Consider the following 13,364-nt stretch of genomic DNA (forward strand, 5'->3'; position numbering starts at 1 on the left):
ACGGACAAAAGGCGGCCTGAACTCAAAACTTCATGCCGTGTGCGATGATCAGGGCCGACCTGTCCGCCTTCATCTGACTGCAGGACAGGTCAGTGACTTCAGAGGAGCAGACGTGCTTCTGGCAGACCTCCCCGATGAGACAGAAGAAGTCATCGGGGACAGAGGCTACGACAGCAACCAGATCAGGTTATCGCTTGCAGACCGGAATATCACAGCCTGTATTCCGCCGAAGAAGAACCGTAAATCAAAGCCGCCTTACAACTGGCATCTGTATAAAAAGCGCCACCTCATCGAGAACATGTTCGCAAAGCTGAAAGACTGGCGACGTGTTGCGACCCGATATGACCGCTGCGCTCATACATTCATGTCAGCTATCCACATCGCAGCAAGCTTCATCTTCTACCTTAAAGAATGAGTCCTGAGCCTAGTATACCACTTTGTTAGCGAGTAGCAGGAAGCAGCTCGCTAACCAACGATGGACGTTTATCTAACATCGCCAGCAAGACCTGAGCTGGCCCGGTTGGCTGACGACGACCATGTTCCCAGTTCAGAAGGGTTCCCTTAGCGACACCGATGCTCTTGGCAAACTGTGCCTGGGAGAGTCCCGTTCGTGTTCTGATGGCCGCAACGTTCACAGACGGCACACGTACCTTATGGGTAACGCTGTTTTGTAACTGTGCTTCCGAATATGCGAGAGCCTCATTTAGCCCCTGCAGAATGCTATCATAAGTGCTCATGATGGTTCTCCATATTTCGCAATTAGTGTCTTACTCAAGTTTACCAGAGCAGCCTGTTCGGATCGGGAAAGATTGTCTTTTTCGTTCTTGGCAAAGACAGTCAGTAGAAACAAAGGCATATGTCTCCCACCAAAGACATAAAGAGTTCTATACCCTCCCCTCTTCCCGCTACCTTCTCGTGCAAAACGAATCTTTCGCAGGCCGCCGCCGAGCGAAACCCCAGCGTCTGGCATTGCCGCGAGCGTGTTAATCAGAGCCATCCGATCGTTGTCTGACATCAGGGCTTTTGCCCGTTTTATGAATTCAGGCAGTTCAACAACGGTTTGCAACTTTGACATTTTCAGTAAACTATACGTCAATGGCTTATATGTCAAGGACGCATGAATTAGAAGGTTGAAGCTAATAATGGTTGTTCAGCCAGACAGCAGTCCAGCAACTTAACTAAATATCCAGAATCAGGGGGTTTCTGTCGTAAAATCTACTTCCGTTTCTTCCATTTATCGCAAGTAGGTGGGCACACGGAAAAGGAAGGATTTTTGTCGAAATTCCTTAATTGGGAGAATCCCTGTTTCCACGCAGATCAACCCCGCAAAAGTGTCCTTATTCAGGTTACAAGGTGTCCTTTAATTAGGTTAAAACAAGCCCTTTCTCCGCCGGGCTTGTTTCATTATGAGAATTTACTCCATGACCACCTTGGGGGGAAAACGGCCGATCCGGTTTGGAACCCCATACAATATTTTCTGCCATTCGTTCAGCTATGTGTGATGATCACTGCGTGCCCTTAATGGCCGCTCCGAGGGATTTGCTCTGAGCCAGAGAGCAGACACAGCAGGACATGTTACCCTTCTGAAATGTCGAGATCTTCGGCCCAATAATGCGTTTCTAAATTTAGCAACGCAGTCATCCGAAGTGGGGCCTCATGGCCACATAGAGTTTGATTACGAGGTCTGCTAGTTTAACGTATCGTCCACAATACCGGCAGAAAACCAGAGTGAGTGAATTTAGAGGAGCCCGGGGCTCGAATACCGGCGATGACTATCACGAACTCTGGGCGACAAGGCACGCAATTAGGCTGCTTGATGACCGGGATCCGCTCAAGGCTCTGGCGGTCGAGGGGCTCGCGCCGGTCGACGAGGCAAGCGCCCCGGACGCTACCTGGGACGGGGTCGATTGCACTCTCTACGAAGGTGGGGAGAACGCCCGAGAAGCTGATCGTGTTGTCCTAGAGCAGTTGAAATATTCCGCCGCCAACCCAACGGGCACGTGGACCGTGGCGCGCCTTACCCAAGGCAAGACGCGCTCAGACACAGTTTTTAATAGGCTGGCACGGGCATGGTCTGGCATTCAAGCATTGGGACCCAAAGGACCCGTCGAGGTCGTGTTGGTCACGAACCAGCAGATCGCGCCAGCAGTCGTGACGGCGGTCGCTACGATTGCGGCTGGCGGCGTCACTATCCCCAGAAGCAGTCCCGTGCAGGCTGCAGCTGACGAGGCAAAGCTCGCTTTTGCTGCCGGTTTGACAAAGGCGAATCTACCCGTATTCGCCGGATCGCTTCGCTTTCAAGGCAATACAGGCTCGCGCTTCGCTATTGAGGAGCAAGTCCTTGCTGACATGTCGGCCTGGACTGACCTTGAACTGCAACAGGCCGTTGAAAATTTGCGGCAGTTCGTCAGGAAGCGCATGCGCCCGGAATTCGCCGGCGAGCTAATTACGAAGGAGAAGGTTCTCCTAGGGCTGGGTCTCTCTGACATCGGTGCACTGTTTCCCTGTCAGCCCGACCTCTCATCCATCACGCAGCCAGTGCCGCGCGAGAGCGTTGCTGAGGCGGCGAGGCTAATCGTTGGGGGCGAACAGCGGCTCTGCCTGCACGGTCCTGGTGGCATCGGCAAGACGACAGCCCTCCACGAGATCAAGACGGCATTACCCGCAAACTCGGTAATGATCGTTTTCGATTGTTACGGTGGAGGAAGATACCTAGATCCCAGCGCGCTGCGCCATCGGCCAATCGATGCTTTCCTTCAACTGTCGAACGAGCTTGCCACTCATCTGAGGCTGCCAATCCTGCTGAGCCGCCACCACACCTCTGATCCTGTGAGGCTGTTCGCCAACCGGCTCCGCCATGCCGCCCATGCCCATGCTGCCCAGTATCCCGAAGCGCTGATCGTCATCGCTGTGGACGCCGCCGACAATGCTGTAACGGCGGCAGGCGCACGCAATCCAACAGAGCCTTGCTTTGTCCATGACTTTGTCGGTTTGGGCGATCTCCCCCCCAACGTCCGGCTCGTGATTACCGCGCGTACCGGACGCCTCCCAGAGATAGCGCTACCGTTTAATTTTCGTACCGCGAAAATTCTCCCCTTCACCCGCGCCGAAACCGCCGAACATGTGCGTCGCACCTGGAGCGCTCCGGACGAATGGCTGAACATCTTTCATGAGCTCTCTGCTGGCGTGCCGCGCGTGCAGACCTATGCAATGGATTTGGGGGGGGAATCCCCAGAGGAAGCAATCAACCGACTTCTGCCGGGAGGTAGGTCGCTTGATCAGGTGTTTCGCGAGCAGTTTGAGCGCGCACTGGGCAAAAGCGGCAGTCCATCGGATGTGGCGAAGTTCTGCGCTGGCCTAGTGATACTTGCCCGGCCCATACCGCTTGCCGACCTCTCTGGCGTGCTTAGCGTCTCCGTGCCAATGCTTGTCGATATTTGCTCCGACATGGTGCCGGCGATCAGGCTCGAAGAGGGGAAAGTTCGCTTCGCCGACGAAGATTTTGAGCATTTTGTGCGTAAAGAAGGAGCATCCGCGCAGGTTGCTGTTACCCAGAGTGCCGCTGCATGGCTCCTTAGCCGTTGTAACTCAGACGCCTATGCGGCGCAAAATGTTGCCGGTGCCCTTACAGCGGCTGAGCGGGGCGCCGATTTATTGGAGCTGGTTGAAAGAGAGCCAGTACCGGAAATTGTGACTGATCCGGTCCAACGGCGGGAAGCCAGCTTGACTAGGCTCAGGCTCGCAATCTCGGTTTGCCGAAATGCCAGCGATCCGGCGCGCGCATTGCGTTTCGTTCTGATCGGAGGAGAGGGGCTCAAGACGGAGCGTGCGCTTTGCACTCTGCTTTGCAACAATCCCGATTTGGCGGTCCGGTTTGCGCCGGAGACCGCAGGTCGGCTCATTCTTACCGATCCGGGCCAGGTCGGCGCACATGGCGCCTTCTTGCTTCATAAGCTGGCGATCGACGCGGCAGCTGGCGATCGCATCTCACTTCGTGAAGGCGGCCGGATGATCAATGCATGGATGGCAGCGCGAAATGACGCCATCCAGGAGCACCGTGCGCGTGACTGGCGCTTGACCGACGCAGATATCGCCGCCGACGTGGAGGCTTTGCTGAGGACAAGAGGTCCCAAGGAAGCCTTGGTATCATTACGGAATTGGCGGCCGAAACGGGTCCGGATTGATGTTGCGAAGATCCTCGTACACCGATTACTTGCCGAGGGTCAGGCGGACCTTCTCCAGTCGGTAATTGACACTGGGGAACTATATCCTTGGGAGGAGATATTCCTTCTGGTACCAATGGCGATTGCCGGTCTCCCAATAGACCCTGAGCGGCTTGCTTGTGGACTCGAAGCATTGATGCGTCGCCGGCTGAATATCAGGCGATTTTTTGCCTCATCGGCCTATGACGTGACGCACTTGTCATGGGTGTTCGATGTCGCGATGTGTGCCTGCGAGCTACTGACGCGCAGCGGCCATGCCAACGTGCTGGTAGATAGCTTCCTTACGGAGGTTCTGCAGCCAGCCAATCGAAGCATCACAATTCATTCACCCAGCGATACGGCGCAACTCGATCTGCTTTTCCGTGCCTATGCACTATCTGTTGCGCGGGAGGGTAAGACTCCGGACGCCTCTGACCTTTATGAACCGCGGCCCAAACCATCTGAAAAGGGGGCATGGCACCAGAGCACCCAACGCGAGGAAGAAGCCGACCGTCGCCTGAAGGAGGTCACAGCAGCTGTCTTCGGCATCTATGTGGGTAGGGTGATGGTTCTGGTAGGAGCAAAGGCAGAGGAATCGCCTGAAGAGATGCTCAAGCGTTACGCTGAGCTCCCAAAAGACGAATATCGGCGATACGTGAGCAGACCGGTTGTAACCGCACTAGCGAAAGTTACTGCACGCTCAATGCTGGTTCTGCTCGCCACCAATCTCGAACCACAGTTGCTCGCTGACTTGGCCATACAAATCCATCGTCAAGGGGGAACTTCTGATCTCACGCCCGATGAGGAATTTGCCAGCAGGCTGGCATTACATTCGGCTTTGCATACAATCCTCGTCAACAATGTGGACAAGTCAGTACGCGAAGTCCGAGGACGGCGCATCGGAGCAGGTGACAAGTCCAAGATACTTGTTGCTTACGCGCGCCAACTGCTTCTTGTGAGCCCTGCCGACGCCAATGCGGTCTTTAACGATGCAGTGGAGGCAGCAAGTCAGCTTGATCGTGAAATTATCTCACAGTGTCATTTTCTAGGGGCTGTCTTTGCTCGCGGAATCGATGATGTCGATAATCGGCGGTCGGTCGCGCGGAAACTATCAGATATTGTGGCTGACGCAGCTATTTGTCTGGATGATGGACTGCCCTGGGAGGAGGTGATGAAGACGCTCGCAGCGCTTGATCTGCCTGTTGCGCTAGCTAATGCTGCAAAATGGGATGACTCCGATCTTGTACGGTTCTGCCAAACGCTGGCGCCTGTGCTGAAGGCCGGACTTATGACTGGCGACCTGACACCCGCTGCAGCGATGGCACTCGACTTGCTGTTGGATGGAGATCATCAGGTCGTCGACGCGGCGCTGACGGCAGCGTTAAACACTTCGTCGGGTAGTTTTTTCGAGGAAGCTGCTTGGGACAGCCTTATCCGGCACAATCATCGAAGCGCCGAAAACCTTCTGGAGCGTGTCGCAACGGTCAAAGACGCCGGTCGTTGGACAACTGCGCTGACTGAACGTCAAGCATTCCTCATCAGGCTGCCGCCTGAGAAGCACGCTGAACCATCGCACAGCGAACCCAATTGGCATAAGTACGATCGTCAGAGCGATCTAGTGGAGCCGAGTTGGACCCGAGAGATCCTGCTGAACCCAGTAGAACTTGATCGCGTGGTCATCGAGACGCTGAAGAACGCCCGTGCCACGAAACATTATATCTCTGCATCCGAAGTCATGGAATGGGGTGCAAGCTGCGTTGAGATAAGAGATCGCGTTGCCTTCCTCGACACGCTTTGCGCGACAAAAGTCGGAATAGGAGGTGAAGTGATGGAAAGGTTGCTCGAGCTACTTGAGCAATGGAGTTCGCCTGCAATTCGGAGTTGGGCATTGACGACTTTACCAAAGGTCATTGTCGATCGCTTTCCCGAGTTTGTTCGACGTATCACTTATAACGACGCCTCGCTCATCCGTGCTATTACGTTGACAGCGTTACTGCCTAAAAAAATCGTCGACCTTCTGCTTCGTGGAGTCGAGCTACATGGCCAGAATCTGGACGCTGATCAGGTCTTTAGGCTCGCTAGCCTAGTTTCGGCCCACCTTGATTCCCCATCTGCGGCGAATCTTGCCGTATGGTACACTGGAAGGCTTGCAGGCCGGATTGCCCCCGATGATCGTGATCAGGCGACTGATTCGAGCGAACTCCCAACGGCTGTGCCGGCGGCAGTCGCGCGTCTAATTTATGGATGTTTGGGCGACTATGATGTCCGCGTGAGGTGGCGCGCCGCGCACGCGATCCGGCGACTTGCAAGGCTTACCGCGACCGCAGAGTTGGAAGCGCTGATCAGTGAATATGGAAGACAAAAAGAAACGGTCTTCCGCTCACCAAAACTGGAGTTTTACTGGATCGCGGCGCGTCTTTGGTTCGTCATTGCGTGGGACCGAATTGCAAGCGAGGTGCCTGACGTTGGCCAATTAGCAGGGCCGGTATTGCTGGCAGTCGCGCACGACGAAGATTTCCCACATGTCTTGCTCAGGTCCTTCGCGCGAGATGCATGCCTCAAGCTCGTAGGTGCCGGACAGCTTTCGCTTGGCCCTGTTGAACTGGAACAGCTGGAAGCAGTAGCGTGCTCGCAGCTGGCTCCACAACCTGCGCCGGAGCATCGTTCGCAGGCAAGTCGATCACGTCGGAATGGCAAAGAGCGCCGTTTTCATTTCGATTCGATCGATACTATCCCCTATTGGTATGAGCCGGTGCTAAGTAGTTTTGCCAATGTCTCGCTAGATCAACTGCTTGACGTCGCAGAGAGCTGGATAATCGATAGATGGGGCAATCGTGGCGATATCTATGCTTACGACGCGGACCCCCGCCAGCACCGTTTTTCAGATCAGGATTGGTCCCTTTCAAGTAACAGTCACGGTTCCCGCCCGACGCTCGAGCGTTTGAACACTCATCTTAAATGGCATGCGTTGTGGTGCGCGATTGGTGAACTGATGCGTACCGAACCGCTAACCGCTCATGACGAGCCAGAGTGGGATGCACTACCTCAACGCATCGCGCGCGAAATGCTTATCGAGCCGCCGCTCTGGTCGGCCGACCTCAGGGCACCGATACCTCTGCGGCAAGACTTCTGGCGGGAGTCACACACCCCTCTGCCTGAATGGGTGAAAGACGTGTGTGAGGGCCGGTTGCGGAGTGAGCTCGAAGCCGTGGATCGTTCTGGCTACATCGTTGTCGATGGCGGGTGGGAGATACGCAGCCGTGATCGCGTCGAGGTAGTGTCTTTCTCGAGCGCGCTTGTGGAGCCGACAGCGGCGGATGCGCTGCTCCGCGCGCTCCAGACAATGGAAAGCGCCTGGGATTATAAGCTGCCAGATGAGAGCGAGGAGAGGTTTGAACTAAATATTCCACCCTATCAAATGGTTGGTTGGATACTGAACGTCTCTTCTGATGGTAGGATTGACGAGCAGGACCCGCTGCGCGGAAGGGCCAAAAACGTGGATTTGCGGCCAGGCAAACGCGTGCGGGATGCATGCGGATTGCAGCAGGTTGAAATAGGAGCACCTGTCTGGTCGGCACCTGACCGTTTGCCAATGTTCATATATGAGGTTTGGGGTGAGGGAGACAGTGGTGACGAAGGCTATTCCACGGTCCCCGCAGTTTCAGGGCGGCGGCTGTTGGTTGAGCGCGGCCAGTTGATAGAGTTCCTGCAAGTCGAGGGACTCGATTTGCTGATTGAAGTGGAGATTAGACGTGAAGGACGTGGAAATCGACGAAACTATGACTCGGAAGATGACACCCCGGAGGCCCGGTACGACAGGCTCTACCGCCTCGACCGAGATGGGGGACTCCATGTCGCCGAAGGACGTATTGGAACTTGGACGGACAATCGTCCGCCAGCTTGAGCTCGAGCAGCGTGGAAACGTCCTTCCAAGATGGATGGCCCATCATCTCGCGGAGCTGATCAAGGTGGCGGAGAATAGCGAAAGCGCCGCGAAGCAAGATGCTGAAGATCGCGCCGTGGAGCTCATTTTAAAACTTTGGACAAGCCGTCGCGATCTGCCTGTACCAGCCGACCCTTTGAGCGAGTATCGTGACGCCATCATGGTTCTTAATCGCATGCTGCCGAGCGCGGATCCGTGGTTCCGCTTCCGGCGCTCAGGCTCTGATGAGGAACTGCTACGCGACATGTTTGGCGCCATGGCTCAACTTGTCATGAGCGGTCTTCTTCTGACGCGTGCAGCCGAGATGCGCACGATTGCAGATATTGAACGCAAGGCATTGTCAGAAGAGGAAACGTTCCTGCTTGACACACTCGACCGCTGGAATCGATTTTTTGTGATGCCGGCCCCCAGTAAGATCGACTTCGAATTTATCTCTGCGAAGATGACAAATGACAAATCCGAAACAGTAGGAAAATCCGAGACGCTGTTGCGGGAGGCGATGCAACCCGATCCTTCCGCTGAGCGTCGCACCGCCATCTTGATACATATAGAGACTTTCCAGGCGCGGCTCGCGGAGTTGCTTGAGCAATGGAGGCGCAAGACCGAGCCGGTTGATGATATAGAAGCTGCAATTGACCAGAATGATGACGAAGGGTGAGGCATTTACGTTGCCTGCCCAACGGCAGCTTGTTTTGTTGTCCGTTGCAAAGCGGTCGGGCCGCTTACGGCCCAAAATAGTAGCGGGAGTTTGTGTTGGCCATGTCCGCTATTCGGAAAGCGGTCTGGGCGGTTGTATGACCGCAAAGAGGCGTAAGCGGAATGTCTGGATCTGTCCGCGTGGTTGTCGGAACTTCTGCTTGATTGGCAGATTTATCATTAACTTCTGCATTTTTATCGCGATTAAATGGTTTTTTCGGCGACAAAAACGGCAGTCAGCGGCGGATTATCATTATCTTCTGGTTTTCGGCAAACCTTGTCGAAATTCCTTAATTGTGTTAGTCAATATTCCGACATTTCAGCACGTTATTGATACCCCTAATTATGCGAATGTTCCTTATTGATACGAAAAAAGCCCTTAATTAGGTTACAAAACGCAATCGCGTTTTTATCAACGCAAGGGTCTGCTTCCGCCTCATTCCAGACACCAGAGCGCAATGTCATGCTTCCTCGAAGCGGACGTAGCTTATGGCGTGTGAAGAAATAAGTCTCTGTCAATCTTTGAAGGGTTCAATTCGAAGGCTTCCTGACCTGAAGACGACTTAAGAGCAGTATTTCTTCGATCAATCTGAACTCCAGAGAAAATCTAGAATACAGCCATACGGAAGGTGCTATAAGTTCATGTGAAAATCGGTGGTTACATCCTCGAAGCCTCCTCGGCTCTCAGCTTCTGTGCTTCGATGAATGCTGATGAGCTGTAAGCCATTTTGATGGCTTGCAAAATATAATGGTCTTGTAACAGTTGCGCTGAAACCCATGTACCTCGGTCATCTTGCCCATAATGGCCAGCATTTTGCACCTTCGATAGTAATCGGGCGACGTTGCCACGGGAAACGCCATAATGCTTCGCCATTGCACTGGCGCTACCAAGATCAACATGGACGCGATCGGCGTTCGATGGCGTTTCTTTCTGTGCTCGAGTCATTTCATTGAGAACGGAGATCCCAATCGTTGTGTTGACCAGGGGCGCAATCGATGGAGGGGGCGCGAAATAGACCGGGTCATTGAGCATATGCCGCGCAAAAATCGGGTGCATGTGGGTTAGAATACGCGGATCTGCACTCGCGATGTCAGCACGCCCAGCACCATCGATCAGATCCAGTCCCTGCAGGCTAATCTGAAGATAGAGATAAAACATTTTTTCAGAAAATTCTGTCATGGCATAGGCCCGCACACGCTGGTCCGCTTTGGACAGCAAGATGATATAGCCTCGTGCATGAATTTCTTTCAGATAACTCGTGACCGTATTGGGGCTGGCTATTCCCGTATGTTCAACCTCACGGAAAAGATTAGTTGCCGTGAGCGGCGGAAGATCCGGATTAATCTTGTGTGAAAAATGCAATGCAAGTGCGCCGTGGGTCATAACCCAGCGACGTAAGTCAGCGACATAACGGACCTCTCGCGGCATTTGCCTGTGGATCGACAGAAGTTGCTGGTTGCAGAAATTCAGGCACTGAAGGAAGCTCGGCAGTGCCATTAAATCATCGACTGTGTAGGTTGGTGCAGTATTGTGATCGAAGGGTGCGAAGTCAGCGTATGTCATACAAATGCCCAACAAAATAATCAGGCGTTATCTTTAGAGGTCTGCTGGATGAAGGAAATCCCTTTGTCGCATTTTTGGTGAGATTCATGTTTCGGCTTGTTTTTTATGAGGCAGAGACCGAAACTGGGGTTGTGTATTGTAAAAACACTAAATTCCATATGGGTATATTCAAATATATGGACTTTTTTTTAAGAAATACGATAATCAAAAGTATAAAAGGCGGGTATCTGCATGACTACTGTAACCTTCGATAATAATCAGAAGACCATAACGCTGACGCAGGCGATTGTCATCAACGGTAGCTTTCCAGTGTACGGAAATGCTTCGGGTATGCCGATTGGACTAATTCGAACGTTCGCTTTTGATAGTGCGTCGGTATCAAATACTTTGAAAAGTCAGGGGCAGATTCTTTCTATCGCTTCCAACCAGTCGCTATTTGCTCTTCTCGGAACTGCATATGGTGGTAATGGCTATGAAAATTTCGCTCTTCCTGATCTGGCAGGAAAAGTAGAAATAGGAAGCCCGAATTACATAGGGCAGGTAACTGGTGAGAGCCAAACCACGCTGACCGAAGAGCAGTTTCCGTCATTATTAGGTGGCGCCAGCCAGTCAGTGGATAACGCTCAACCCTCCCTGAGCGTCAGTTATGTTATTCGCGTGACAAGCGATCCGTCGTCACTGGGATTCGTGGGAGAAGTAGATGCCTTCGCAGGACAAACACCAGCGATCGCCGGTGGTGAGTTTCTCGTGGCAGCAGGGCAATTAGTTTCTGTCGCCGAATATCCCCAGTTATTTGCGGTTATTGGCACCACTTATGGCGGAAATGGGGTGACAACATTTGCGCTACCTAATCTGACTGGGCGCAGCATTATCGGGACATCCAGCACGTTAAGACTAGGGTCTGTTGTAGGAAAGCAGGCAGTCTCACTGAGTGACGCGAATGTCCCCGTGTCTGATGGGGGTAGCGGTACGTCTTTTGACAATCGTGCTCCCGGGCTCGCACTAAATTACATTATCTGTGTTAACGGCGCTTTTCCTAATTCAGGTAGCGATAGTGGTCCCGTCATGGGCGAAATTCGTGCTTACGCGGGATCAGCAGCCTCCATTCCTCAGGGGTGGGTATTGGCGAATGGTACACTGCTACCCATTGCTCAAAACCAGGCGCTTTTTGCCCTTTTGGGCACAACTTACGGCGGTAATGGCCTTACGAACTTTGCCCTTCCAAATCTTTCAGATACAGTTGTCGCCGGAAGTGGCGGGTCTCAGAGTTTTGGGAAGACTTACGGAAGCAACACTGCCATTCTGAGCGTATCTGATGCCGCCTGCTTTTGTCGGGGAAGCCGTATACGTACGGCCAGAGGCGATATTCCTGTAGAAGAGATCCAGATCGGCGATCACATTGTTGCCTTTGATGATGACGTGACAAAGGGCACCATCAGGCAGGTGACGTGGGTGGGACAATCGCGTGCTGTCGTTCGAAAGCGTCTGCCGGATGATGAAGCTGGCTATCCGGTGCGTCTGTTGAAAGGGGCGATTGCACACAACGTTCCCTACAAGGATATGCTTATTACATCAGAACATTGTCTATTTCTTGATGGTCGGTTTGTTCCAGTGCGCATGCTTGTCAATGGACGTTCGATTTTTTTTGATAAAAGCATAGTGTCTTACGATTATTATCATGTGGAGACAGAGGATCACTCTGTTATTATGGCTGATGGTGTATTAACTGAAAGCTATCTTGATACCGGTAACCGATTTGCATTCAACCAGAACACTCCCGTTGTCTCCATTAGGCAGAGCCGTAATTTAACTTGGGATAATGCCTCAGCTCCACTCGATGTTTCGCGTCATTTTGTTGAACCTCTGTTTCGTAGATTTCAGTCCCGGGCCGATCGGATCGAACATGCGGGTCGGTCGCAAGCTCCGATTCTGACATACGAAGATGGGTTACGTCTTGTCACTGAAACCGGGCGCGTGCTTCATCCTATCCGCAAAATGAAAGATCGGGTCATGTTCAATATCCCTTCTGGCGTGAGCTCTGTTCGTATTCTGTCCAATGCCAGCCGTCCCTGCGATGTGATCGGTCCTTTTGTGGATGATCGTCGTAGGCTTGGTGTACTGGTTGGTTATATTGAACTTTTTGAATCTGATACAATGACGACGTTGACCTCCCATTTGCAGGACGTTGATCTGTCTGGATGGAACACAATCGAAAATGGTGCGATGCGCTGGACAAATGGAAGTGCACTGCTACCACTTCTTTCTCGGTCGGTTCGCAACACAGCTATCATGGCGCTTCAGATTCACAGCGCAGGTCCATACCTGGCTTCGGATAGTTGGTCCGGCCTTATGAGATTGAAAGTGGAGGGATCGAAGAGCCGTTGATTGATATGCCTGACTTATGATTTTGGGCTTTTATCATGCTGATTGATGGTTCCACATCTGCGTCTTGAGCCGGTTGGAAATCATCATTGATTGGATTGCTATGCTGCGACGATCAACTTCTCCAGTAAGAGGAAGTGACGTATGTTGTAGGCTCAGGACTCATTCTTTGAGGTAGAAGATGACGCTTGCTGCGATGTGGATTGCGGACATGAATGTATGAGCGCAGCGGTCGTATCTGGTCGCAACACGTCGCCAGTCTTTCAGCTTTGCGAACATGTTTTCGATCAGATGGCGCTTTTTATACAGATGCCAATTGTAAGATGGCTTTGATTTCCGGTTCTTCTTCGGCGGAATACAGGCAGTGATATTGCGTTCTGCAAGCGATAACCTGATCCGGTTGCTATCGTAGCCTCTGTCCCCGATGACTTCTTCTGTCTCATCGGGGAGGTCTGCCAGAAGCACGTCTGCGCCTCTGAAGTCACTGACCTGTCCAGCAGTCAGATGAAGGCGGACAGGTCGGCCCTGTTCATCGCACACGGCATGAAGTTTTGAGTTCAGGCCGCCTTTTGTCCGT

The 13,364-nt window shown here is 52.9% G+C and carries 8 protein-coding genes; 4 read left to right on the forward strand and 4 right to left on the reverse strand.

The window, feature by feature from the left end; all coding sequences use genetic code 11:
• The coding region (locus tag Abin_RS13835) for an IS5 family transposase (protein WP_048847962.1) at window positions 1–415 on the forward strand (415 nt) is incomplete at its 5' end.
• Between the two features lie 25 nt (window positions 416–440).
• Here Abin_RS13835 and Abin_RS13840 read toward each other — a convergent pair.
• Window positions 441–737 (reverse strand): helix-turn-helix domain-containing protein, encoded by a 297-nt coding sequence (locus tag Abin_RS13840; RefSeq protein WP_048839780.1) that lies wholly within the window; start codon window positions 735–737, stop codon window positions 441–443.
• Window positions 734–1,075, reverse strand: a complete 342-nt coding sequence (locus Abin_RS13845; protein ID WP_048839781.1) for a type II toxin-antitoxin system RelE/ParE family toxin — start codon at window positions 1,073–1,075, stop codon at window positions 734–736. The genes Abin_RS13840 and Abin_RS13845 overlap by 4 nt, the downstream gene beginning before the upstream one ends.
• Before the next feature lie 653 nt (window positions 1,076–1,728).
• Here Abin_RS13845 and Abin_RS13850 point away from each other — a divergent pair.
• A complete protein-coding gene (locus Abin_RS13850) occupies window positions 1,729–8,106 on the forward strand; it encodes a P-loop NTPase family protein (protein WP_048847964.1) in 6,378 nt (2,125 codons plus the stop codon).
• Window positions 8,054–8,803, forward strand: a complete 750-nt coding sequence (locus Abin_RS13855; protein ID WP_048847966.1) for a hypothetical protein — start codon at window positions 8,054–8,056, stop codon at window positions 8,801–8,803. Before Abin_RS13850 ends, Abin_RS13855 begins: the two co-directional genes overlap by 53 nt.
• A 696-nt stretch (window positions 8,804–9,499) precedes the next feature.
• Here Abin_RS13855 and Abin_RS13860 read toward each other — a convergent pair.
• Window positions 9,500–10,405 carry a hypothetical protein gene (locus tag Abin_RS13860; RefSeq protein WP_140329581.1) on the reverse strand — a complete coding sequence of 302 codons (906 nt, stop codon included), beginning with the start codon at window positions 10,403–10,405 and terminating at the stop codon, window positions 9,500–9,502.
• A 231-nt stretch (window positions 10,406–10,636) separates the two neighbouring features.
• Here Abin_RS13860 and Abin_RS13865 point away from each other — a divergent pair, with 231 nt between their 5' ends.
• Window positions 10,637–12,790 carry a tail fiber protein gene (locus Abin_RS13865; protein ID WP_052948240.1) on the forward strand — a complete coding sequence of 718 codons (2,154 nt, stop codon included), beginning with the start codon at window positions 10,637–10,639 and terminating at the stop codon, window positions 12,788–12,790.
• Between the two features lie 159 nt (window positions 12,791–12,949).
• On the opposite strand, the gene Abin_RS13870 is transcribed toward Abin_RS13865, so the two are convergent.
• Window positions 12,950–13,364, reverse strand: a 415-nt coding sequence (locus Abin_RS13870) for an IS5 family transposase (protein ID WP_048847972.1), incomplete at its 5' end; no start/stop codon positions are given.

It is taken from the genome of Acetobacter indonesiensis (assembly GCF_000963945.1).
Taxonomy (GTDB): Bacteria; Pseudomonadota; Alphaproteobacteria; order Acetobacterales; family Acetobacteraceae; genus Acetobacter; species Acetobacter indonesiensis.

Excerpts from the sequence above, each read along its gene's own strand:
- Abin_RS13855 (WP_048847966.1), top strand. The coding sequence starts at position 8,054 with ATGTCGCCGAAGGACGTATTGGAACTTGGACGGACAATCGTCCGCCAG.
- Abin_RS13865 (WP_052948240.1), top strand. The coding sequence starts at position 10,637 with ATGACTACTGTAACCTTCGATAATAATCAGAAGACCATAACGCTGACG.
- Abin_RS13845 (WP_048839781.1), bottom strand. The coding sequence starts at position 1,075 with ATGTCAAAGTTGCAAACCGTTGTTGAACTGCCTGAATTCATAAAACGG.
- Abin_RS13840 (WP_048839780.1), bottom strand. The coding sequence starts at position 737 with ATGAGCACTTATGATAGCATTCTGCAGGGGCTAAATGAGGCTCTCGCA.
- Abin_RS13860 (WP_140329581.1), bottom strand. The coding sequence starts at position 10,405 with ATGACATACGCTGACTTCGCACCCTTCGATCACAATACTGCACCAACC.